General features: G+C 49.2%; 25 protein-coding genes and 2 tRNA genes. 2 read left to right on the top strand and 25 right to left on the bottom strand.

All coding sequences use genetic code 11. The annotated features are described in order from the left end of the window. The 14 genes from TJ79_RS01375 to TJ79_RS01310 form a co-directional block, all read right to left on the bottom strand. The gene (locus TJ79_RS01375; protein ID WP_040948482.1) at nt 1-558 is read right to left on the bottom strand and encodes a phage tail protein I; all 558 of its coding nucleotides are present in this window, start codon (nt 556-558) and stop codon (nt 1-3) included. Further along, on the bottom strand, nt 558-1,676 hold the full coding sequence (locus tag TJ79_RS01370; RefSeq protein ID WP_040948481.1) for a baseplate assembly protein: 1,119 nt from the start codon (nt 1,674-1,676) through the stop codon (nt 558-560). The genes TJ79_RS01375 and TJ79_RS01370 overlap by 1 nt, the downstream gene beginning before the upstream one ends. After that, on the bottom strand, nt 1,673-1,978 hold the full coding sequence (locus TJ79_RS01365; RefSeq protein ID WP_040948480.1) for a hypothetical protein: 306 nt from the start codon (nt 1,976-1,978) through the stop codon (nt 1,673-1,675). Before TJ79_RS01365 ends, TJ79_RS01370 begins: the two co-directional genes overlap by 4 nt. Before the next feature lie 3 nt (nt 1,979-1,981). After that, the gene (locus tag TJ79_RS01360; protein ID WP_040948479.1) at nt 1,982-2,545 is read right to left on the bottom strand and encodes a phage tail protein; all 564 of its coding nucleotides are present in this window, start codon (nt 2,543-2,545) and stop codon (nt 1,982-1,984) included. Between the two features lie 13 nt (nt 2,546-2,558). Beyond that, nucleotides 2,559-3,818, bottom strand: coding sequence for a hypothetical protein (locus TJ79_RS01355; RefSeq protein ID WP_238322712.1), 1,260 nt, complete (start codon nt 3,816-3,818; stop codon nt 2,559-2,561). After that, nucleotides 3,815-4,735, bottom strand: a complete 921-nt coding sequence (locus tag TJ79_RS01350; protein WP_040948478.1) for a phage late control D family protein — start codon at nt 4,733-4,735, stop codon at nt 3,815-3,817. The genes TJ79_RS01355 and TJ79_RS01350 overlap by 4 nt, the downstream gene beginning before the upstream one ends. A 3-nt stretch (nt 4,736-4,738) precedes the next feature. After that, nucleotides 4,739-4,951, bottom strand: a complete 213-nt coding sequence (locus TJ79_RS01345) for a hypothetical protein (RefSeq protein ID WP_040948477.1) — start codon at nt 4,949-4,951, stop codon at nt 4,739-4,741. After that, nucleotides 4,944-7,121: a phage tail family protein gene (locus TJ79_RS01340; protein ID WP_040948476.1), complete on the bottom strand. Its 2,178-nt coding sequence runs from the start codon at nt 7,119-7,121 to the stop codon at nt 4,944-4,946. Before TJ79_RS01340 ends, TJ79_RS01345 begins: the two co-directional genes overlap by 8 nt. Nucleotides 7,122-7,280: 159 nt before the next feature. Then, nucleotides 7,281-7,586: a phage tail assembly protein gene (locus tag TJ79_RS01335; RefSeq protein ID WP_040948475.1), complete on the bottom strand. Its 306-nt coding sequence runs from the start codon at nt 7,584-7,586 to the stop codon at nt 7,281-7,283. A 34-nt stretch (nt 7,587-7,620) separates the two neighbouring features. Then, the gene (locus tag TJ79_RS01330) at nt 7,621-8,151 is read right to left on the bottom strand and encodes a phage major tail tube protein (protein WP_040948474.1); all 531 of its coding nucleotides are present in this window, start codon (nt 8,149-8,151) and stop codon (nt 7,621-7,623) included. After that, on the bottom strand, nt 8,151-9,569 hold the full coding sequence (locus TJ79_RS01325) for a phage tail sheath family protein (protein WP_040948473.1): 1,419 nt from the start codon (nt 9,567-9,569) through the stop codon (nt 8,151-8,153). The genes TJ79_RS01330 and TJ79_RS01325 overlap by 1 nt, the downstream gene beginning before the upstream one ends. Nucleotides 9,570-9,571: 2 nt before the next feature. Continuing rightward, on the bottom strand, nt 9,572-10,126 hold the full coding sequence (locus tag TJ79_RS01320; protein ID WP_040948472.1) for a hypothetical protein: 555 nt from the start codon (nt 10,124-10,126) through the stop codon (nt 9,572-9,574). A gap of 252 nt (nt 10,127-10,378) precedes the next feature. Beyond that, complete coding sequence (locus tag TJ79_RS01315; protein ID WP_162162898.1) at nt 10,379-10,603, bottom strand: hypothetical protein; 225 nt, start codon at nt 10,601-10,603, stop codon at nt 10,379-10,381. Next, nucleotides 10,600-11,061 carry an ArpU family phage packaging/lysis transcriptional regulator gene (locus tag TJ79_RS01310; protein WP_238322711.1) on the bottom strand — a complete coding sequence of 154 codons (462 nt, stop codon included), beginning with the start codon at nt 11,059-11,061 and terminating at the stop codon, nt 10,600-10,602. The genes TJ79_RS01315 and TJ79_RS01310 overlap by 4 nt, the downstream gene beginning before the upstream one ends. A gap of 220 nt (nt 11,062-11,281) precedes the next feature. Between TJ79_RS01310 and TJ79_RS01305 the strand changes: the two genes are divergently transcribed. Together TJ79_RS01305 and TJ79_RS25590 are read left to right on the top strand one after the other, a co-directional pair. Then, on the top strand, nt 11,282-11,644 hold the full coding sequence (locus tag TJ79_RS01305) for a helix-turn-helix domain-containing protein (protein ID WP_040948470.1): 363 nt from the start codon (nt 11,282-11,284) through the stop codon (nt 11,642-11,644). A 90-nt stretch (nt 11,645-11,734) separates the two neighbouring features. Continuing rightward, the gene (locus TJ79_RS25590) at nt 11,735-12,727 is read left to right on the top strand and encodes an ImmA/IrrE family metallo-endopeptidase (protein WP_052339157.1); all 993 of its coding nucleotides are present in this window, start codon (nt 11,735-11,737) and stop codon (nt 12,725-12,727) included. 58 nt (nt 12,728-12,785) lie between these two features. Here the strand turns inward: TJ79_RS25590 and TJ79_RS01295 are convergent, their stop codons facing one another. The 11 genes from TJ79_RS01295 to TJ79_RS01250 form a co-directional block, all read right to left on the bottom strand. Beyond that, on the bottom strand, nt 12,786-13,667 hold the full coding sequence (locus tag TJ79_RS01295) for a PPK2 family polyphosphate kinase (RefSeq protein WP_081756638.1): 882 nt from the start codon (nt 13,665-13,667) through the stop codon (nt 12,786-12,788). 187 nt (nt 13,668-13,854) lie between these two features. Then, nucleotides 13,855-13,931, bottom strand: a tRNA-Ile gene (locus tag TJ79_RS01290). 23 nt (nt 13,932-13,954) lie between these two features. Continuing rightward, nucleotides 13,955-14,028, bottom strand: a tRNA-Met gene (locus tag TJ79_RS01285). Between the two features lie 117 nt (nt 14,029-14,145). After that, nucleotides 14,146-14,310 carry a hypothetical protein gene (locus tag TJ79_RS27665; RefSeq protein ID WP_202903259.1) on the bottom strand — a complete coding sequence of 55 codons (165 nt, stop codon included), beginning with the start codon at nt 14,308-14,310 and terminating at the stop codon, nt 14,146-14,148. A gap of 171 nt (nt 14,311-14,481) precedes the next feature. After that, a complete protein-coding gene (locus TJ79_RS01280) occupies nt 14,482-15,108 on the bottom strand; it encodes a phosphatidylglycerophosphatase A family protein (protein WP_081756637.1) in 627 nt (208 codons plus the stop codon). 204 nt (nt 15,109-15,312) lie between these two features. Then, on the bottom strand, nt 15,313-15,960 hold the full coding sequence (gene pyrE / locus TJ79_RS01275) for an orotate phosphoribosyltransferase (RefSeq protein ID WP_040948536.1): 648 nt from the start codon (nt 15,958-15,960) through the stop codon (nt 15,313-15,315). Continuing rightward, on the bottom strand, nt 15,960-16,676 hold the full coding sequence (gene pyrF / locus TJ79_RS01270) for an orotidine-5'-phosphate decarboxylase (protein ID WP_040948535.1): 717 nt from the start codon (nt 16,674-16,676) through the stop codon (nt 15,960-15,962). The genes pyrE and pyrF overlap by 1 nt, the downstream gene beginning before the upstream one ends. An 87-nt stretch (nt 16,677-16,763) precedes the next feature. Then, entirely contained in the window at nt 16,764-19,994 is a 3,231-nt protein-coding gene (carB, locus tag TJ79_RS01265; protein WP_040948469.1) for a carbamoyl-phosphate synthase large subunit, read from the bottom strand. Further along, nucleotides 19,981-21,180 carry a carbamoyl phosphate synthase small subunit gene (locus tag TJ79_RS01260; RefSeq protein ID WP_040948468.1) on the bottom strand — a complete coding sequence of 400 codons (1,200 nt, stop codon included), beginning with the start codon at nt 21,178-21,180 and terminating at the stop codon, nt 19,981-19,983. Before TJ79_RS01260 ends, carB begins: the two co-directional genes overlap by 14 nt. 79 nt (nt 21,181-21,259) lie before the next feature. Continuing rightward, nucleotides 21,260-22,567 (bottom strand): dihydroorotase, encoded by a 1,308-nt coding sequence (locus TJ79_RS01255; protein ID WP_040948467.1) that lies wholly within the window; start codon nt 22,565-22,567, stop codon nt 21,260-21,262. Between the two features lie 231 nt (nt 22,568-22,798). Then, nucleotides 22,799-23,701, bottom strand: coding sequence for an aspartate carbamoyltransferase catalytic subunit (locus TJ79_RS01250; protein WP_202903260.1), 903 nt, complete (start codon nt 23,699-23,701; stop codon nt 22,799-22,801). Nucleotides 23,702-23,704: the final 3 nt, after the last annotated feature.

Genomic DNA, 23,704 nt, shown 5'->3' with positions numbered 1-23,704 from the left:
TTACACCATCCCAATTGTCAATTTATCGGCCATGTGGAGTGATATTCCTATTTTGAGATCACAGCTCTCCGTGGATTGAATAACAACTGCAGCTAATTTAGAACGTAAATTTTTCACAGAATCTGTTGCCTTAATAAAGAGCGAAGCTTGCTCATTAGTCACGGAATCATTATTGGTTACGACGCGAAAATAATAGGGCTCTCCAGAATACTCAAACCACTCTTCGATGTGGCCGTCTCCAAAATAAATTTCAATAACCCGCTTCACGGCCGCCGGTGTCCCGCGAATCTGTGCTAAATAAAGAACATCATTGATCGCCTTACGCTTAGTCTCAAGGGAGACATTGGCATCGTACCATTCCGCACCAAATTGCCAAGCAAGGATATCGAGCGCTTCCTCAGGCAGATCGTTAATCCGTCCATAGATGAGAGACTTGTCTACAGATGAAACGATATCACGCAATTGCTTGCCGATTGCTGTGGACATTCCCTCTACAGCTTCGTCTCTCTGCATGAATTTAGATTGCAACTGCAATAAATTCAAATTGGTAAGATCCATTAGATAAGTCCTCCATAGGTGATCGAAAGATCTCCTATCCGTTTTGCTATTTTAAACTCTTCAAGAGGAGTGTAGGTAGGGACTGTCAAAACCACGCGATATGCCCCTGCTACATACAGCCTTGAGATCAAATAGTCCGGAGTTATCGCCCTACCTAGTTTAGAGCTTTGCCAAGCCTCGTACTGATAGATCGCTCCATCAGAACCTTCGATAGCTGATCGAATGGCCGCTTCCTTAGCTGACTGCTCTGAAGAAATATAATAGGTGAGACTTATCTCGTATGTCGCCTCCTCCGGTGCTAAAACCGTCACAAGATCTGTCAAAGGCCGCCGCGTATCGTCTTTTACCGCTTCCTCCACTTTGTCTAGAACATCCTTATTGGGAAGAGCACCGTTTTCTAGGAGTGGATAAATATTGATTATCCCCGGCCCCGGAGAAGTAACAGCCACATCCGTAATTCCAACATCTGCACTCTTTGCCCAAAAAACATAAGCATTACGAGGCCCCGCGACGCTAAACGAAGCAGGAGCAAGACGTTGACGCTCTCGATAAGCATCGTCAGTTTCAGCATCTGTACCGCCATGACTAATATCAAGGTTAACTACACTGGCTACATAAGGTATCGGATCAACTAACAGTCTAATTTGACCGGGAACAAAACCGTTATACTGTTCTCCGCCTACCATAGCCATGGCCAAGACGTCACCAAATGTTTCCCCAGGGTTGATTGTGTACGTCGATACCGTTGCGAAATAAAGAACGCCATCCGGAGTAACACGAGTGCCGACAGGGATGGTGATGGCCGATGTTTGTATTGTCGAAAGCGAAAACCGGATCGTCACTTGCGCCGAACTCTCCAATAATCGCGGAACATTAAATCGATCACCAAGAGCATCCAATATGGACCCAAACGCAAAAGGCAGCAGATTCGAATTGCCCGTATAGTTAATGCTATTCCGTAGTGCTACCAGTGCTGGAACCATTTGTAATAAGAAATGGCGTCTCGGATCACCTGGAAAAAGTGCTTGGCCGATCGCCTTCTGATAATCAAGTAAAAGCTCTCTTTCGATGCGCTCTGCATCGGTATCGACAAAAGAAATGGGCTGGAAATCCGTCATACGTCAATCACCACCTCAAAAATTAAACTTCCATCATCTGAGATTCCAGAATAGGTCACGTCCTTGACCTTTGCTCTCGGTTCCCGCTCATCAACAATGGAGAAGATCTGTGCAATCACATAAGGTACCGCTACAGGCTCCGGCATATCAACAAAATCCCGCTTCAGTCCAAGTGTCCGGTCATATGCAATTTCATATTGCAACGTGTTAATGAGGGTGAACACATTCTGAATGATTTCTGCCTTGCCGGACGCCGCCCAATCAATCTCAGGAATATCTGAGGAAATTATTCTTGCTTGCAAACCTCATACCCCCTCCGCATAGTTATGAGTCCGCTTAAAGATGGATACGGTCGACAGCTCATAGTTTGGATTATCCCGCTTATTTGGATTATCGATGTACGAGTTGGGGACAATATCCGGATTCGTCGACAGTGAGCTTCCCGCGTTACTCTCTATTGCTTCTGCTTTTCCGGCACGTACATATTCCTCAAAATCGAGATTTATTTTGGCTTTGAGGAGGCGCCCCTTATTGTCGATTTCTGTATCGCTCGTCCTAACCGACTTCAACAACCAGCGGTTTTTCCCAAGAGGCTTTGTCCCCATAATAAAAAAGTCGGCAGCGGCCTTTATACAGATCGCTTCCCACTCTTCTATTTCCTTCTGCACATCGATATTCATATCCACACGAAGGGGTAGTTCGAAACTCATTGCGCTGAGGCCATACCCCTTGACGTAAGTGCTTGGTTTGTCTTTGATTTTTTCCTGGGTCTCCGTTTCCAAAGTTGTAGACCATTCCATGCCATTAAAGGTATAGATTTTATTCCCGCTTACCTGGAACACTTTTTTTTGATAAGAGGCAATTGGCAAAGGACTCACCTCCCTATATCTTCGAGATTAAAATTTTTGCAGAAATAAATTCCCCACTACCAAGATAACCATATGCTCCATAGTCCGTAAACGTAGCGTTATACCCCCCGACTTGTTTTAAATTTCCACTCTCCAATACACCTTTAACCGCAAGAATGACTATATTGTGCTTATTCCAGGTATCGTCCGGGTACGCCATGTTAAAGTCTGTCATATTAACGATATCAGCTTTTACCTCAAGAACAGCAGGGACAGGTTTGCCCATAAGGGTCATACTTCCATCTTCAGATATAGCCGCTATATCAAACCAATTTTCAACTCTTGGATCGGTATTTTTAGGGAGCTTTCTCCAGACCATTTTGGTGCCTTCAAGCTTCGCACGGCCAGTGTATGGATTGTAATAACCAGTGTCATAAAAATCCAACGGGCTGACCATCCCCCAAAAAAAGGAATTGTACCCACGTTCATCCATATTCCATAGCCCATGTTGCCCATTCCAGAGCGTTCCATTATATGCATATCCATAATCGGGATACGCTTTGGCGGAGTCAGTGCTTCCACCTGAAAATTTGCCTAAAGAGATACGCTTAAAGGGGCTCGTTCCGGATCCGTCAATCTCAAATCCGCTGCCTCCGATGGTCATGCCGCCGTAAGCATCACACATAAAGTGATTATTCCAGCCGAGCATAATCCCAAATTCACGCCAGCTGCCATCTGACTGTAAGGCGCCGATGTCCTCGCCTGTCAATTCACGAGACGGATCGTCTTCTCCATATGCTTTTTTACCATTAGCCTTCCAGAGGTTGACGCCCTGATTAATAAAGTCACCGGTTGACTCTTCACCGGGATAAGTCCCACCGCCTTGCAATTGCCACCCGAAGCTAAAATTATCCAGGTCAACTCGCTTGAATCGCTTGGTCTTGTAGTCATACCATGCATTTACCAGTATCCACAATTCTGTGTATTCAACACCTCCTCGCATACCCGTTATTACCGCGAAATTATAGGGAGCTTGAGGCAAGTTCCCAGATTCAGGATAAAATCCCAAACTTTGATTGATACGCATTGCTGACTCTGTAAATGCAGAAATAATCATGCCGTCGGCCATGTTGCTCGACGAAGTGAATGCCACCACAACGTAATCACTGACACTGAGCTCCAAATGTGAGGCAATTGGCAATTCTGCAGTAACGGATCGTTCCAATTCCGTAAAGGTTATTCTCGCAGTCCGTTTTAAGGGGTCAACCGAGCTCACATAACCTTTTTTTATCACACATACCCCTCCAACACGCGCCTGATTGTCAATTTGGATCGATTAGACGCCAGGTCATGCAAAATACAATCAATCACATATAAACCGTCAAAATAACCGATTCCATACAGCTGAAGAACGCTCCCTGCTGCGAGTCCTGTGTTTAGTGTTATGGTCAATCTGCCCATAATTCGATATTTATTTGCATTCCTCAAAAGCCCACGCGCCCAACGATCAGCCTCCGCTTGGTTGGATACATACAAAAACTCACGCATTGCTGCCCCATCGATATCCGGAGCTTTGAATATCCCTTTTATTTGCACATCTGACTGGCTTATTACTTGGCAAGCGCCATAAATATCCGTCGATTTATCGATAAAGTCGAAATCGCGGATTATATCCGAAGCGCGAATCATTGTAACCTTTGTCCGATTTCCTTCGTCCGCCTCGTTTTGTACAACCAGCATTTGATTGGTGATTTTAAGAACATAACCTTCTAACATGCAACGATACGCGAGAAAGGCAAAATCCGCCTCATCTTGCTGATCCACGCGAGTATAAAGATAGTTACTTACGTTGTAGGTTTGAACTTTTAAGTTGTAGCGAGCTGCAATCTGAGTAACCAGTTCAAGGAACCTAACATTTTCCCAACCCTGTGAGCGTGCCGTCTTACTTACCAAAGGAATAGAGAGTGCCTGCATACCGAAGGATCCGGCCTGCTGCGAGATTTGATCAATGTACATAACGCCGGTGTCGAAGCTCTTCTCTTTTACTTGCAAAGTATCGTTTTTCATCGGTTTCCATTGACTCCATAAGCCACTGGGATCGGCAAAGACAAGAGATAAACTATCTGGCTTGCCCCCAGTGTTATCGGTGAATTGCACGACTATTGGATGGACAGACGAGGTGATGTCTGTTCCGTTATAATAGATGTTCATCCGTTACGCCTGCTTCCAAGGTGGCAACGTAGTCGCTGCCTCCGTTTCGAGAATCGGGATTTGCAAAACCTCTCCTCCAATAAAAGTGATAACCTTCCGGTATTGGAGATTGGCTTGAATAATCACAGACGATTTTTGCTCTTTGTCGTAAAAATCAAGGGCGATACTGTCAAAAGTATCGCCCGCCAAAGCCGTATAATGATATGCATTAGGCAAAGCTTTCCCTCCTCTTCGACTCCCACCAAGCATCTGCTTGAGTGAAAAAGTCATCAGCCGCGCTCTTTAATGCCGGTAACGCCTTTCCAGTGTCAACTCCACTGATGACCGGGCTGAAAACAAAGGTCGGTTTACTACCGGCTCCATCGGCGCCAATGACCCGTGCCGTTTGATTCAATAAGCTCAAACTGCGAGGAGTGCGTTTCAGCGGAATCGCCGCTTCGGGACCTGCTTCGCCAAATATGGATGGCTGGTTCGCAAAGCCTCCATTCGCGAAAGTAGGAATCAACGGAATGTTTAGCGAAAAACCTTTTCCCCCGATAAAAGGCACCCAATTCGGTACTGTAAAACTCATGCTATTAATCCCTGCGATTAACGAGTTAAAGGGTTGAATGCACATGTTCAGGAATCCTTTAAACAGGGTAATGACATTTTGGAATGTTGTTTGCACACCACTCCATGCGCTTTGAAATCCACCGACAATTCCTGTCCATAAACCGCTGAACCATCCTCCAATCACCTGGATCCATGGCAGTATGCTGCTCCATGCAGCTTGAAATCCACTCACCATCCCTGTCCATATGCCACTGAACCATCCTACAACTGTTTGGAACAATGGGAGAATGCCATTGTTCCATAAATTTGTGAACCAAGCTGTTACACTACTCCATGCATTTTTCAATCCGTTGACCATGCCGGTCCATAAGCCACTGAACCATCCTCCTATCGCTTGGAAAAAAGGTAGAATGTTGTTTTTCCACAGTCCGACGATCCATGCAGATACTTTGTCCCAATTCTTCCATAACAAAATAACGATTCCGATGAGAGCTACAATCGCTAAAATGACAAGCCCAATTGGCGAAGTCAAGAAGGCTACAGCAACACCAAAAGCTGTCGTAACTACCGCACCTATCCCTGCCGCGATGTTCCAAGCAACCGTTGCTGCTGTCATCGCCCAGGTTGCGACAGTGCTTGTGCCTTTCAATATGGCATCCTTCAAATATAAGGCTTGCAAATATAAAGTTTCCAATCGATCCTTAACTTTTACAGCTTTCAACGCATTATAAGCCAGTGTTATTCCATCAATACCAGCCTTTATTCCCGAACCAATCTTCCACAGCGCCATTGCTCCAACTATGCCAATAATGATTGGAGCTATGAACGACCAATTATCCGAAATAAAATGATAGAGATCTGCCGCTTTCATAGCAACATCGCTGATAAACGCACCGAACTTCTGCAACATGTCCACTGCTACCGGGATATACGCAATAATTTTCTCTCCGACTCCCTGGATAGCTTGCTGCACTCGTGCAACTTTTTCAGGGCTATTCAAAAAAGTGGAAATTAATTCGTTACCTTTTTTAAACAACGATGTAAATGCGGGCAATGCGGCACTCATGATGGTCCCGGACAATTGTTTGAAACTCTCTTTGAAAAGGCGTTGTTGGTTTGCACAGGAGTCTTGATTCCGTGCGAAATCCCCTTGTGCAACCTTGCTCTTATCAAGCAAATAATTATATCGAAGAATGGTCTTGTTAGCCTCATCCATCTTGCCATATGCTGTTTTGATGCCCTTGGACATAGCATAATGTTCCAAATTAGCTTCACTCATGTTAATTCCGAGGGCATTCAGCGGTCCAATTTCTCCGGAGATCCCTGCTTTGATCTTTTCAAAGGCTTCCTCCGGCTTAAGATTGTAAAACGATGCAAAATCACCGGACAAAGCCGCAACATTTTCGGACATCGTAACTAGGTTCTTACCCGACACACCGGCACTTTTCATTAGAACTCCGAATGATCCGGCAAATTGTTTAACCGACAGTTCGGATATTCCATATCCTTTAATGGCAGTCTTTGACCAAATATCAATCTGTTTTGCACCATCACCAAAAGTGGCGTCTATCACCTTTTGGACTTCCTCCAGATCGGATGCAAGATCAAGACCATTCAATGCAAACTTCCCAAGAGCATTGATCGCACTGGAGGCACCAGCGGTGACGGCTGACTTAAGTGCATTGAATGAGCTTTTAGCCACATTTCCAACCAAGCTTGATTTCTTGTTTAAATTATCTACGCCAGTAATTGCACTGGCGATTGACTTTACAAGAGATGGGTCAACTCGCCCTGAAAGGACGACTAGCATCTCCAGATCGCTCTTACTTGCCATTATTTCGCTCCATCTCCTTCCGCTGGCGCTCCGCTTCGCATGCTAAGGACTCGAAGAACCTGATCAGCTCGACCAGACTCATGTTCAGGCATTCGGTGCGTGTACCGAAATGATGATAAACAATTTGCGTAATGCACGTATCAATATATTCCTCAGTGATTATTCCCCCGAACTCAAGAAGAAAAAATCACGTACCAACGCCTCCGCCTTAACAGAATCCTTGGCGCTCATACGAAGAACATCATCTACTTCAATCGACGAGTTTTCCTTATGAACAGCAGCCGCAAATAGATAAAGGTGATAATCAGCGTCCAATTCTTGCACCATGATCATATTGCCGGCTTTTTTGAATGCTTTTGTCGCTTCAGCCTTGTCGCGCGCAGTCATATCCTCCAAGTTGCAATTCAGTTCTCTGACTTCCTCGCCATTGATTAAAATAGGTTTGTTCAGTACCAAACTTGCCATGTATAAATCCCCCTATCAAATTAAGAAACAGCCCTCATTGGAGGGCTGTCCGTAATGCTGCTTGGTAATCTTCGCCATTGACGACATATTTGTAGTTAAACTTATCGATTAACAGAATTTCTTTCCCGTCCACAATCTTGCGGAGGTAATAAATTTCAAATTCACTTGACCCGTCCGTTCCGGCACCAACCTCAATTTTGCCCATATCATACTTTTTATTAGCACCTGACATAAAAACTTTATGCTGCTGAATGCCGATTTTGGTTTGTGTAGAATCGAAAATATCCACGGCCCAAACAACCTCAAACTTGATCTCACCCGGACGCGATAGGATCGCATACTGTGGATTGTCCGCCCGATTGTTTACGGTGAAAGTCATGCTCCCGACTTGTCCAAAAATGGGCAGATCCACTTCACCCATGATACCTGAACCTTTCAACGTATCGGTTACCTTTTCAATACTGGGGAGTTGTAAATCGGAAGCATCATCAATCAAAATAAGCTTGTCTGCCTGGTTTGTAGCTTTCAGTTTATAGTTAATTGTTTTATTTGTAATCTTTGGCATTAGCTTTCGCCTCCAAAAAGAGCATTTAAACCGCTTGTTGTGTACTGTACTTTAAAAGTGAGTGACTTGGCGACCGGTGTTGTTGTCGTCTGAATGTCAAAGAGGAAATCCCCTGTAATCATGGAACTGGTCGGATTACTAGATTCATTAAAGCGAATCGTTCCGGCAAGCAATTTGCCGTCGGCTATCAGGCTATTCAACCAAGTTCCGGCATCATTTAGAATTGTGTCCACCAAGATATGCGTGAGCGGTCCATCAATCAGGTGCATATACCGCTTTTGGAATGTATTGGTTAGGTATCGCATCATCCGGATGGAGGCATCGAACACATTTTTCGGGTCAACTTCCACGCTATCCTCATAGTTAGCGTTATGCGGACCCCACAACACCCAGATACCGCCGCGGAAAATAAATGTCGTGATCCCATGAGCGTTAAGTTCGTTTGCTTGAATCTCATCAAACGATACGGAGGTGCCATTTTTCAAGACGGTTCCCGTAATATCAATTTGTTTATTTGACGGAGAAACATAAGGGACATTATCGCCATCAAAGTCGGTTTGCTGCATCCGGACTGCCATCCGCGTTGATGCCCAGAAAGTGCGTCCTGCATGGATTACTTTCGGCCAACCGACTTTCAATTGAATATCGGTGTATTCATTCGTTGACTTCCATGAAATTGCATCATGAAGTGTGTTCGCATCGATGTCGGCCAACACGACCGCATCCCAATGACCGTTTATATCGTCGGATTTGGTGACTGGCGCTTCTTTCACTTCTTTGATGTGCGACCAGCCCGGAGCTGCTAGAATTGTCGGGATTAAATTTAAAGTTTGATAAATCAAATCCACAACCTCAATGCCCGTTCTTGCGCCGGAACTGTTGCTTCCGACCACATCCAAGATTTTAACAGTCGAAACGTCCATCTTCTTGTATTTGACCGAAGTCAGAGACATTAGTGTAGTCCCCGTCAATTTTACTCGGCCATCAGCTCCATATTCAGCTGTATAGTCGGTCCCGTTGATCTTCCCGTCAATCTCGATGGTTTCCAGGACAATGGGATCAGTCAAATATCCTACACCATTAACCGCTTGAACGGATGCCGTTGCTTCTTTGGAATGGTGTGTCGGATCCATGATATTGATCACGATGATCGGACCGATCGGCTGGATCTTGTTCTTGAAATGAGCAAAAACCGCTTCACAAAGAGTGAAGGTATCCCAGTCATCGGAATAGCCAATCTTTGCAACTCCGTCCTCGTAACTGTTGATCAAAATCGGAACGTTGACGGCAGAAGACGGGTCTGTCAGTTGATGAACAGGTGCGGTACCAATATAGACCGGAACCGTACCTACGCCAGAAGGCGGCAAGGTATCCGCCGTCGGAACCTGAATGCCGTATATTCCATGTTTGTATGCCAAATTTATTCACTCCAATCAAAATTTAGTTGTTCATGTTTCTGCAAATAAGGAAGCACAACCGCCGTAGCTCGGAAGGTCAACCAACCAACCCAATACCCAATAGGTTGCTGTTGATAGACACCCCATCGGAAGGGCTTTTGCGCCGCTGTTTCTCCACCGGCGACCAAATAGGTACTGGATAGTTCCTGTCGGCAGGCAAATATAAAATTCAACAGGTCCCTATACCCTTCATAATTCGGAGCGAGCTCATCCAGTGTTGGATTTAAACCGGAATCATGCACAATGAAGGAAATTCGGATGGTAATACCCGCATCGCTCCCGGTATCTTCCCCTTCATCCATGCCGATCACCATGGCCGGTATAGCTTGTTTTAAGCCATCTGGAAGTTTTAAAGGTAAGTTTTCCATTTGATTCGGCGGCAGCCATCCAATCAAGACGTTGGGGTTCCTAAGCTGATATTGGGCATTATCGTCAGTGGGAGCCCTCAGCTTGATTTTGGGGCTGACATACAATTCACAAAATAATCGAATCGACTCTAAAATTACGTTGTCAGTCATTCACTCACCTTCTTTGGCCGGTAACCGACTTCATGCTCCACTAGCAGTTTCTGCCGTTTTTCAATTCAGGAGCCTTAAGACACGGAAATCTATTCTCTGGAAGAAGTACTGAAATTAACTATGCTTCACTGCCATAACAATCATAGTTTTCTCCCCCCTTAACTTTTGCCCCGGCCCCCGCCCCATGGCCAATAGTGGAGCATCCTTTTCCCCAACGAAAAAAGAGCCGCCAGCGCGACTCTCTCCGTTTACCTATTCGATTGCAGTCCGATCGGTTCCACCGGCTTGTGTGCCGTTTCCCAAATCGTCCACGTTATCAATATACCACGCCCTTCGCAAAATGGAGTGCCATGAATCTGCCGATAAACGGCCAGCTTTCGGCCCGGATTCGGTGCAGGTTCGGTCAGCGGAAGAAGCCGCCTGTTGAACAAAAAAACCGCCGTTTTGCTCGGCGGCCATACTATTTGTACTAATCATTTTCTCACATATACTGCCACTTCCAGCATGATTCCCAGCTTGCAAATAGCGTCTCCTTTTACCCGGCGATAGGTTCGCTCGCTCAAGTTCAAATCGTGGCAAAGGAGAAAATCCGGAGTCGTTTCCTCGCTCAAGTACCGCTTCTCGATGATCTCCCGCTCTTTTTTCCACAGGCGGGTTACGGCTTCTTCCACCTGTTCGGAGGTTTTACGCAGTTCCTCCTCCATATCCACATTCCATACGGCAATGTTCTCCGCCGCTTTCGTAACGGTATTGGTTGCCCCATGAAACCGAGGCTCGTAGCTTGAAGTCGTCCGCATCTCCCGTCGCTTAAAACCGATTTGCCGATATATCCGCACTGTCTCCAGCGCTTCCTCAACCCGCTTTCGCGTAATCTTGCGATCCATTTCCAAACCGTGCATAGCCGCAAATGCGCTGGCCGTCATATCCGCTGGCATCCCGATCCCTCCGCTTCTTTATGCTGATCTTGGTATGACAATCTTGTACTTATGGGTGAAGATCGTACGACTCAACTACCAACATTGTCCATTTGTTGCTGCAACCCAATTATAGGTATAAGCATCTTGTAAGTCAACACAAAAATATAAGATTCTTGTATATCATTTCAGTTTGTACTATAATAAATGTGATAGTTTCAAAGGGAAAGGAGCGCTCCGTTTGTTTCGTCCTGAACGATTGATCAAATTGCGAAAAGAGAAAAAGCTAACGCAAGAGGAACTGGCCCGCAAAGTGAGCACAACCAAAGGCACGATCAGCAACTATGAAAACGGCCACAGCACTCCGCCCCACGAAACCCTTGTCCAGTTGGCGAATATTTTGGAAGTTACTACCGATCATTTGCTTGGGCGTAACCAATCTGATGCTGACGCTGTCTCATTAGTAGACGACCCAGAGCTTTCCCTCATGTTCCGTGATTTGAAGAATGCTTCACCGGAGATTCGTGAAGAAACCCGCCGTTTTCTGGAATTTATCCTTGAACGGGAACGAACCCGACAACCCGCGGACAGACAGCAAAAATAACCGGACAAGCCTTTCGCAACGTCTCTCAAGCCCTTTGGGCTTTTCTTTTCCACAAAAATACGAACATACATTCCCTTGCGAGGTGGAGCCATGCTAGCCCTTTATAAACCGACGCCCTTTGAGATGTGGATTGAAGCTTTTTTTCAAAATCTCGATATTTCATCGACCGCACAACTGAATATTGATTATATCGCGGAACGGATGGATATTTGGGTGTACTATCAGGAAATGCAGAGCTGCCATATTGACCGGGGAGGACTTTTCAGCGTAAACATCGATAAACGACTTACGCCTTCAGAGCAATGGGAGGATTTTCTTCACGAGCTATGCCATGTGCTTCGCCATGCAGGGAACCAATTCCATTTGCCGGAGCCACTTATGGAATGGCAGGAGCAAAACGCGGCGACTTTCCAACTGTATGCTGCGGTTCCTTTTTATCTGCTAAAAACTCTGAACATGCCCGCCCAGGAGCATAGCATCGTTGAGTTTCTCGTATCCGAATTCCATGTTACCTACACTTTGGCGGAAAAAAGGCTTCGGCAGATTCAACGGCGGATTTTGCAAGGAGTTTTGGATCAGGAGTTCATGAACAGCCTAAAGGAGCCGTACAAAGGAATCTCGGCAGAGGAAAGCTATGCACAAGAGACGTACAGGCTGCAAGATCAACTTACCCAACTAAGGGAGCCGAAGGGATTGCCGGACATCCGCGTTTTTTGCGATTTCGCAACGGAGAGCCAAACTGCTTTTTACATAAAAGCCACTTTTCATCCGGATGAGCCGATCTGGTCGGAGACATACCTACGCCTTCCCCTGATTTCCCCCTTCCAGACGCTAACTTGGGATGAACTTGACGAGGAACCGGGCATACGGGTGGGACTTGACGATTTAACAACCATCCCCGGGCGGCCAAATGAAATCGGAGTCTATCTGCCCTCCCTCCGCATGAAATATCCAAAAGAGCAGTTGGAGATGATCCGCAGCTTCATCCTCTCTATAGAGGAAATCGAGGAGGTTCTGCAAGCGGAATTTGATCCGAATCGCCGCCGCACCAAAGAATCATCTCATGAGCTCACTCAAGGTTAGGAACAAAAAAGCGCCGCTACCCCATAAGGGTTCGGCGCCAGTACATGGTATATCGGATTCAGTTCTTATTTTTATTTCCAATCGGTTTTTTCTCCTTATTCTCCGCAGCTGCCGCTGCAACCGCCACATAGGGATCATCGTTCAGCACCGAGTTATACTTGCTCAAATCCACGGACGGATAAGCGAGATTCAACTCTTTGAAAGCCGATACGATAATCCGCAGCACGAGATAATCACGGAACCAGCGATGATTGGCGGGGACGATGTACCAAGGATTGCGTTTGGTCGAGGTTTTGGTGAATACGTCGTTGTAAGCTTCTTGATAATCGTTCCAATAGCGGCGTTCCTCCAGATCACTATGATCGAACTTCCATAGTTTTTCCGGATTAACCATGCGCTCCTGGATCTTTTTCAATTGAAACTCCGGCGAAATATGCAAAAAGATTTTCACGATGGAGATGCCGCTGTCCGTGAGCAATTTTTCGAAACGCTCAATATGCTTGAACCGCTGCTCCACTTCCTTCTCATCCACCAGCTTATGTACCCGGGTAATAAGAACATCCTCATAATAGGAACGGTTGAACGCGGTGATAAAGCCTTTTGACGGCACGACCTTGTGGGTGCGCCACAGAAAATCGTGTGCGGCTTCCTCGGTAGTCGGCGTCTTGAAGCTTTCGGCGCGGAAGCCTTGGGGGTTCAGCTCGGAGAGTACCTTTTTGATGACCCCGTCCTTGCCGCTGCAGTCCATCCCTTGGAAAAGAATCAATACACCGTTGGTCTTGCTGGCAAACAGCTTTTCCTGCTCCTCTTGCAGCTCTTCCTTCAGCTTTTCAAACTCATCGGCAATTTCCTCGCGATCCGAAAACTTATGCTTGTCCTCCGGATCGAAGGATTGCAGCGACACCTTGCTTTTGCCGTCTAAGCGGTAATGACTGAGCAACTTTCATTCCTCCCTGTCCCTTCATTTCTTTTATTATTACACGATTTTGCATCGGTTCCAATCACAATGTATAAAAATGGTAAAAAACCCCGCCGACGGCGGAGTCTAAAGGGTCCAAAAGGTTCAATTCATGAGCAAAAATACTCTATAAAAACAAAAAAAGCCTTGATAGACAAGGTTTTGAAAATGGTGGGCCCTGAGGGACTCGAACCCCCGACCAATCGGTTATGAGCCGACCGCTCTAACCAACTGAGCTAAGGGCCCTTATCTATAAGGGTAAAGAAAAATTGCGGGGGCAGGATTTGAACCTGCGGCCTTCGGGTTATGAGCCCGACGAGCTACCGGGCTGCTCCACCCCGCGTCAGTAGTCGATATGCGGCTTTTTTACAGCCACGAAGGATAGTATACACTGGGGACGAGAAGGATGTCAAGACGCCGCATCCGCGTGTTTGCAGGTTTGGCAGGGAACTCTCCCTTTTTATAAAATATAGCGAATCCCGAACCGCCCTCTGCGGGAACGGAACACTTCCACGGTGCGGGGGCATTCGAAGCCGTAGATCCACCAATCTTCCTCGAGCCGCCTTGCCATACAGCCAGCTTGAAACTTGCTCTCATATAATTTTACCCAATACACCCAATTCATTTTCGTTCCCTCCGGGATGTTCCATCGGTTAGGTCCTAACAGTAGATCAGCACTAGCTTATCCCGTTTTTCTTGGTTTTTATGCGTGGATTCCTATATAAAAGCAAAAAAAGCCCCCTGTTCACAGGAGGTTTGAAGCTAACTTTAATATCATCAGTTTGGAAAAGCAATATCAGCTTGCCGCCGTTTCTGTACCATCTGCAACCTGCATAGGAATCACCTCGTCAACACCAGAGGCCGAAGTATCATTCGCTTCACCAGGAAGATCTGCGAGATGCAGCCCTCTCACGGCAGCCTCCGCCTCCTCCTGATCCCGCAGCTTATGGGCAATGCGGCTTGAGGCCGACGCAGCGATACTGCAGACGAGATCATCAAGAAACGTATGCACCTTACCGCCGGCTTTCGTATCCAATTGCCGGATGATGCCGACTTTTTGTTTGTCGAGATGGCCGAAGGTAGTAACGGCAATGCTGCCGTATCCGAAAACCGAACCAAGAGCAAGCGTCTCATCACAGCCAAACAGTCCCTCATCCTGAGCTATGATAGTCTGCAACGGTTCAGAGAGCAATTGTTTCTCACAAAGGACATCCAACTCTATGCCGACAAGAATCGCATGCTGCAGCTCACGCTTTTCCAAAACGGCGATGACGCTTTGCAGGCAGGTATCCATCTGGAGATGGGGATAATAATGCCGCTGCATCTCATAGACGATATCCGCCACTGCTTGCAGCTTAACCCCTCTTTCCTCCAGCTTGCGCATAACGGCATCCTGAACAACTTGACTGTGTACTCTCTCCATCTTTCTCTCTCCCTCCATCAATCGAATGAACGGTTGTACAAGCTATGCCGATGCAAATCACAAATCAGCCTGCAGATGTCTCATCCCTTACCCAAAATTAAAAATCGATATCAGGAAAAAGGGGGTATCGTACCATATGCGACATTTCCCCAAGAGTATACAAAAAAGACCGGCAAAATCTTCTGCCGATCTTCCATTCTGCTGTTATTTGATTGTGCCATATTCTTGCGGATTTTCCCGCCATGCCTGAAGCTTGGCGATGTCCGTTTCACGGACAATTCCTTCTTTGGCTGCATGCTCCACCAAGGTGCTGTAATTAGTCAGCGTCGCAAGGGGGATGCCGCTGTCGGCAAAAACCTGCGCAGCTTGCGGGAACTGGTAACTGAAAATGGCTAGCACTGCCTGTACATCACCGCCCGCTTCCCTCACGGCCAAAGCGGCTTTCAGGGAGCTGCCGCCGGTGGAAATCAGGTCTTCGATAACGACAACCTTCTGCCCTTCCCGCAGCACGCCTTCGATTTGGTTTTGCTTGCCATGACCCTTCGCCTTGTCACGGATGTAGATCATCGGTAGGTTTAGCTTGTCTGCCACCCAGGCGGCGTGGGGAATGCCTGCCGTGGCCGTTCCCGCGATAACCTCCGTATCCGGATATTGCTCGCGGATAAGTTGGGCGAAGCCTTCGGCAATGAGCTGGCGGATAGCGGGGTAGGACATAGTCAGGCGGTTATCGCAATAAATCGGCGATTTCAAACCCGATGTCCAAGTAAAAGGTTCATCTGGCCGCAAAGATACAGCTCCGATTTCCAACAAAGAGGATGCAATGGTTTCCGGCAAATTCAACATCGACATGATCAAATCATCTCCTTCAATATGGCTTCCAGCGCATGTCGGGAATCGGCGGCTGCCGTCACCGGCCGACCGATCACCAAGTAATCCGTGCCCTGGTCGAGTGCTTGTTTCGGTGTCATGATCCGGGATTGGTCGCCAGTATCGGAGCCCGCGGGGCGGATTCCCGGTGTAACCGTATAGAAGCCGGTTCCGGCCGCCTGCTTGATCGGCCCCACTTCATGGGGAGAAGCGACGACGCCGTCCAAACCTGCATCCTTGGCCAATACGGCATAGCGAACGACCGTATCTTCCACTGAACCAGGGATGCCGATCTCCTCGTTCATGACGGTTTGGCTGATGCTGGTCAATTGGGTGACGGCGATCAGAATCGGACGGTCTTTAGATGAGGTTTGGGACAGTGCCTTCTCCATCCCTTCCTTGGCCGCTTCCATCATTTGTTTGCCCCCGGAGGCATGGACGTTGAACATATCGACGCCAAGGCGTGTGATGCTTTCAGCACCGCCCATAACTGTATTGGGGATATCCTTCATCTTCAGATCCAGAAAAACTTTATAGCCCTGTTCCTTGAGTTCGCGGACAAAAGCCGGACCTTCCGAGTAAAAAAGCTGCATGCCCACTTTCATATAGCAAGGTATTCCTTGCAAAGATTTCAACAGCTTCCGCGCTCCATCCGCAGTGGGATAATCGAGGGCGATTATGACTTGCTCGGCTTTCTCCATTCCGCTTGCCACCGTAAAATCTCCCTTTCTTTTCGCGGCAAATCCGGCGGAAAATCCGCCGGACGCCCGGTTTGGTTCTATTTTACTTTACTTGACAGCGCCTGTTTCTGTGTGTGCAGGCATGGCTCCGGAAGTAAAGTTGATGGTTTGCAAAACAAGCAGCAGTGCCTTGACCGTATCCAGAGAGGTCATACAGACGATCCCGTTTTCGACCGCTTCCCGGCGGATACGGAAACCGTCCCGCTCCGGCTCTTTGCCTTTGGTCAGGGTGTTGATGACAAAGTGCGCTTCACCGTTGCGGATAAGATCTACGATGTTGGGAGAGCCTTCGCTCAGTTTCTTCACCACATTGACCCGGAGACCCGCTTCCTGCAGTGCCTGAGCCGTGCCACCGGTGGCGACGATCTTGTAGCCCAATTCGTCGAAGCCCCGGAGAATTTCGGCTGCTTCCTCTTTATCCTTATCGGCGACGGTGGCGATGATGGAGCCGGTAGGCGGAATCTTCATGCCGGAGCCGACTAGGCCTTTATAAAGCGCCTTGGCGTAGTTGCGGTCCCGTCCCATGACTTCACCAGTGGATTTCATTTCCGGCCCGAGAGTGGTGTCCACTCGGCGCAGCTTGGCGAAGGAGAATACCGGCACTTTGACGGATACGTATTTATCTTCTCTCCACAAGCCTTCCGTGTAACCGAGATCGGCCAGCTTTTTGCCCAAAATGACTTGGGTTGCCACGTTAGCCATGGGGATACCGGTCACTTTGCTCAGGAACGGCACCGTACGGGAAGAACGGGGATTGACTTCGATCACGTATACTTCATTTTTATAGATGACGAATTGAATGTTCACCAAGCCGGATACTCGCAGCGCTTTGGCGATTTTCACCGTCGTGTTTACGATCTTTTCCTTGATCTCGTCGGAAAGAGTTTGCGGCGGATACACGGCGATAGAGTCGCCGGAGTGAACTCCCGCCCGCTCGATATGCTCCATGATACCGGGGATAACCACCGTCTCTTGGTCGCAGATGGCGTCGACTTCCACTTCCTTGCCTAGCATATAGCGGTCGATTAGTACCGGATGCTCCGGATTGATTTTCACCGCATATTCCATGTAGCTAAGAAGCTCCTCGTCGGAATATACGATCTCCATAGCACGGCCGCCCAATACGTAGGAAGGACGGACAAGCACGGGGTAGCCGAATTGGGCAGCTGTTCCCACCGCTTGGTCCACCGATGTAACGGTTCCGCCGGGAGGCTGGGGAACATTCAGCTTGCCGAGTAGCGCTTCGAATTTCTTGCGGTCTTCTGCGGTATCGATGCTTTCCAGATCGCTGCCCAAAATCCGTACACCGGCTTGAGACAAGCGGCCTGCCAAGTTGATGGCGGTCTGTCCGCCGAACTGAACGATGACGCCGATAGGCTGTTCCCGCTCGATGACGTTCATGACATCCTCGAAGAACAACGGCTCAAAGTACAGCCGGTCTGACGTATTGAAGTCGGTGGAAACCGTCTCTGGGTTGTTGTTAATGATAACCGCTTCATAACCGGCTTGCTGAATCGCCCACACGGCATGAACAGTAGAGTAGTCAAACTCGATGCCTTGGCCGATGCGGATCGGACCAGAGCCCAGCACGACGACTTTTTCTTTCGTCGTAGGCTGAACCTCATCTTCTGTTTCGTAGGTGCTGTAGTAATAAGGCGTCGTGGCTTCGAATTCCGCGGCGCAAGTGTCTACCATTTTGTATACAGGCTTGATTCCCTGTTCTAGACGGTAACTGCGAATCTCCTGCTCCGTGGTGAAGCTGCCCTTTACTCCGGCCAAGGTGCGAATTTCCGCAATAGAGCGGTCGGTGAAGCCTTTGCGCTTCGCCGTGAGAAGCAGTTCCGACGTCCATTCGTCTTGGGCCAGTTGCTGTTCAAAGGCGACCAAGTTCTTGAATTTGTTCAAGAACCACCAGTCGATGCGGGTGATTTCCTGGATTTGCTCCAAGGTGTAGCCTCTGCGGTATGCTTCCGCGATCAAAAAGATCCGCTCGTCGTCCGGTTTTGCGAGACGTGTCTCCAGTTCCTCAGCGCTAATGTCTTCTGCATCCTTCAGATAAAGACGGTGAGTACCGATCTCCAGGGAGCGGATGGCTTTATGAATGGACTCCTCGAAAGTACGGCCGATGGCCATTACTTCGCCAGTGGCCTTCATTTGGGTACCCAGCTTACGGTTTGCGCTGGTAAATTTGTCGAAAGGCCAGCGGGGAATTTTCGATACGATATAGTCCAAAGTCGGTTCAAAGCAGGCATAAGTTTGACCCGTAACCGGGTTGATGATTTCATCCAAGGTGTAGCCGATTGCGATTTTCGCCGCCATTTTGGCGATGGGGTAGCCTGTAGCTTTGGAAGCCAAAGCCGAGGAGCGGCTGACCCGCGGGTTTACTTCGATGACATAGTATTGGAAGCTGAACGGGTCGAGGGCGAATTGCACGTTGCAGCCGCCTTCGATATTCAGCGCGCGGATGATTTTCAGAGATGCGGAACGAAGCATTTGGTACTCCCGGTCCGATAAGGTTTGGCTCGGAGCCACAACGATGCTATCTCCTGTATGCACGCCTACCGGGTCGATGTTTTCCATGTTACAGACAACTATACAGTTGTCGTTAGCATCCCGCATGACTTCGTATTCGACTTCCTTCATGCCAGCAATGCTTTTCTCTACGAGACATTGGCTGATCGGGCTGTAACGCAAGCCGGAGCTGACGATCTCGATGAGCTCTTCCTCCGAAGCCGCGATGCCGCCGCCGGTTCCACCAAGGGTATATGCAGGACGGACGATGATGGGATAGCCGATTTCGTTAGCAAAATCAACGGCCTCATGAACCTCCGTCACGATGACGCTATCCGGTACCGGCTGCTCCAGTTCACGCATGAGATCACGGAACAGATCCCGGTCTTCCGCTTTCTCGATGGCGGTGAGTTGGGTGCCGAGCAGCTTGACGTTTTCTTCTTCAAGAACTCCGGCGCGCGCCAGCTCAACGGCCATGTTCAAGCCCGTTTGGCCGCCCAAAGTGGGCAGCAGGCCGTCGGGTTTTTCCATGCGGATAATTTGGGTGACGAATTCCAAGGTGATCGGTTCAATGTATACTTTGTCTGCCATGTTGGTATCGGTCATGATGGTGGCCGGGTTGCTGTTGATCAACACGACCTCCATGCCTTCTTCCTTCAACGCTTGGCAGGCTTGGGTACCGGCATAGTCAAACTCAGCCGCTTGGCCGATGACGATGGGGCCGGAGCCGATAACGAGAATTTTTTTCAGCGATTTATTTTTGGGCATATACGGGTTCTCCTTTACTCAGCGCACCCGCACTGGTAGTGATGGCGCTCTTCGGGGTGCTGGTAGCTCCCAAACGGGCATACAGCTTCGCCTGCTGGGGTTCTTCCTTGCGGCTTGCTTTCGTTTCGCGGATCATCTCCAGGAACTCGTCAAATAGATAGCTGGAGTCATATGGACCCGGAGCGGCTTCTGGATGGTACTGCACGGAGAAAGCCGGATATTTCGTATGCTTGACGCCTTCGATGGTGCGATCGTTGTTGTTGATGTGGGTCACTTCCAAACCGGTGCCGGCGATGGTGTTGTCTTTTACTGTGTAGCCGTGGTTTTGGGAAGTGATATAGCAGCGGCCGGTGCGCAGGTCCTTTACCGGGTGGTTGCCGCCGCGGTGGCCGAACTTCATCTTCTCCGTGTCGGCACCGCAAGCGAGAGCCAGCAGCTGGTGACCGAGGCAGATGCCGAAGATCGGATATTCGCCCAAAAGCTCGCTGATCATCTTCGCCGCATGGGGAACGTCCTTGGGGTCCCCAGGGCCGTTGGACAGCATGATGCCGTCCGGAGCCAGTCTGCGGATTTGCTCGGCTGTGGTGTCTTGCGGCACGACGATAACGTCGCAGCCCCGTTTGGATAAGTCGCGAACGATGCCGCTCTTGGAACCGAAGTCGACGACGACGACCCGCTCTTTGCTGCCCGGGCAGTTGAACACGCTCTTGGTGGAAACGCGGCTAACTTGGTCCGTCATAAGAGTAGTCACGCCCAAGCGCTCCTTCAACTCTTCAACGGATACGGCAGCGGTTGTCAAAATGCCCTTCATCGTGCCGTAGTGGCGCAGGATGCGGGTGAGCATCCGGGTATCGATGCCGCTGATGCCGACGATGCCGTACTCTTTCAGCAAATTATCCACCGTATATTGCGCTCGCCAGTTGCTGGGCACTTCCTCGTGCTCGCGCACGACGAAGCCGTGCACGAAAGGGCGCACGGACTCGAAGTCATCCCGGGTGATGCCGTAGTTACCGATCAGCGGGTAAGTCATCGTCACGATTTGCCCGCAATAGGACGGATCGGACAGTACCTCTTGATAACCGGTGATTCCCGTATTAAAAACGACCTCGCCGGTCGATTCTCCTTCTGCTCCAAACGCTTTTCCGGTGAAAAGCGTACCGTCTTCCAGCAGCAATCTCGCTTGCATCAGGTTTTCCACACTCCTCTTGAGCCTTTATTCGTCCTCTATGCATACTATTGTTATATTTATAAATTATAATGTATATTTATTCATTCGTAAACCGGAAAGATTCATTTTTCCACGCCACTTTTCCGCCTGCCATCGTCATAACCGGCCAGCCCTTAAGCTTCCATCCGGTAAACGGCGTGTTCTTGCCTTTAGAGAGGAAGGTATCCGGGTCTACGGCCTGTTCTTCATCCAGATCGATGACAGTCAAATCCGCATCGGCTCCAGGCGCCAAACGGCCCCAAGATAGTCCGAAGACATCGGCTGGCGCGGACGTCATCTTTTCCAGCAGGAAAGAGAGGGTCCAAATGCCTGTGGCGACGAACTTCGTGTAGAGCAGCGGGAACGCTGTCTCAAACCCGACGATACCAAAGGGAGCAGCCAGCATGCCCTTTGCTTTCTCCTCTGCGCTGTGCGGCGCATGGTCGGTGACGATGATATCGATGGTGCCGTCCTCCAGCCCTTCGATGCAAGCCTGTACGTCCCGTGGAGTGCGCAAGGGCGGGTTCATTTTCCAATTGGCATCCATGCCGGGAATATCTTCGTCAGACAACACCAGGTGGTGAGGGCAAACCTCGGCCGTTACGTGAATGCCGATGGCTTTCGCTTGACGGATGAGCCGGACCGACTGCTCCGTGCTGACGTGGCATACGTGGTAGTGAACCCCCGTCGCTTCCGCCAGCAAAATGTCCCGGCCCACATGAATCGCCTCCGATTCATTGGGGATGCCCTTCAGCCCGTGCTTGCGGGCGAATGCTCCTTCCGTCACGGCGGCTCCTTCCACTAGAGAGTTGTCCTCGCAGTGGGCGATGACCGGCATGTCCAACTCTTTGGCCCACGCCATGGCGTCTTTCATCATTTGAGCGCTCTGCACGCCGACACCGTCATCGGTAAAGCCGACGGCTCCGGCTTCCTTCAGCGCCGGGAAATCGGTCAGCTCGCGACCCAGCTCGTTTTTCGTAATGCTACCGTAGGGCAGGACGCGTACAACGCCTTCCGCTGCCGCTTTATCCATTACCAGTTTCACCGTCTCCGGGGTATCGATCACCGGCCGGGTGTTGGGCATACAAGCGATGGTGGTGTAACCGCCCCGCGCCGCCGAGCGGGTGCCGCTAGCGATGGTTTCTTTATGCTCGAAGCCCGGTTCTCGCAAATGCACGTGCATGTCGATAAAACCGGGGCTTACCAATTTGCCTTCCACGTTCAGTACTTCATGGTGTTCTGTATTCGGATTTCCATCCGCAGCGGAAAGGATTGAAACGATCTTGCCTTTTTCAATGAAAAGATGATGCCGCTCTTGGTTGTCTCCCATTCCGATCATTTTTCCGTTCAATATCCACGTGCCCATGGTAATCCTCCTTGTTTGTCGCATGAAAAATGGACTTCTGTCTATCTCGCAACGCTCGCTCCGCGTGCAGATTGATCTTCCGATCGCTGTTGTGGACGGATTCTTTGAATGAGAAGACCCAATAGGGTGCGAATCCTTCCGCAAAGGCGAACGCTGTCGCTTCTCCAGATCAACTGCTCGCTCCGCTCACTTTGTGAGACAATACGTACCATTTTCATGCTTGTTTTTTCTTTATGACAAAGCCCGTTCCAGAACGGCCATCCGGATGGGGACGCCGTTGCTGACTTGGGTAAAGATTCGCGACCGTTCATGCTCGACCATCTCGTCGTCGATTTCCACGTTGCGGTTGATCGGCGCCGGGTGCATGATGATCGCGTGCTTTTCCATTTTGGCCGCTCGTTCCGCCGTCAAACCGTACTGCGCCCGGTAATCCTCAGTGGAGGCGAACAACTGGCTTTCGTGCCGTTCCAGTTGCACCCGCAGCATCATGACGACGTCAGCGCCATGCACCGCTTCATCCATGCTGACATATGGCGCGTATTCTGCCAGTTCAGGAGCCTGCATCACCGAAGGAGCGCAGAACCGAACGTTCGCCCCCAGCTCTTGCAAAGCCCACAGATTGGAGCGGGCAACCCGGCTGTATTTGATGTCGCCGATGATGGAGACGTTCAATCCTTTGATCTGTCCGAATTCTTTTCGCATCGTGTAGAGATCAAGCAGCCCTTGGGTCGGGTGTTCGTTGTTCCCATCACCGGCGTTGATCAGAGGAATGCTCACGTGCTCGGCCAACTGAGGCAAAACCCCGTTCGGCTTCAATCGGACAACGCCGGCGTCGATTCCCATCGACTCCAGTGTGCGCACCGTGTCGTATATGGATTCGCCTTTTTGCACGCTGGATACGGCTGCCGAGAAGTTAAGCACCTGGGCTCCCAGTCGTTTTTCGGCTACTTCAAAAGAAAAGCGTGTGCGGGTGCTGTTCTCAAAAAACATGTTGGCGACGAAGCGATTGCTGAGCGCCGTATGGTTTTTTTGCGGATGGGCTTCCCAATAGGCTGCACGGTCCAGGATGGAATAGAGTTCCTCTCCGCTCATCCCTTTCAAACCAAGCAAGCTTTTGTCCGTTCGAATGGCCATTGT

It is taken from the genome of Gorillibacterium massiliense, from assembly GCF_000455485.1.
Lineage (GTDB): Bacteria > Bacillota > Bacilli > Paenibacillales > NBRC-103111 > Gorillibacterium > Gorillibacterium massiliense.
The sequence above is the reverse complement of the archived record's forward strand: the minus strand, read 5'-3'. Positions and strand labels throughout refer to the sequence as shown.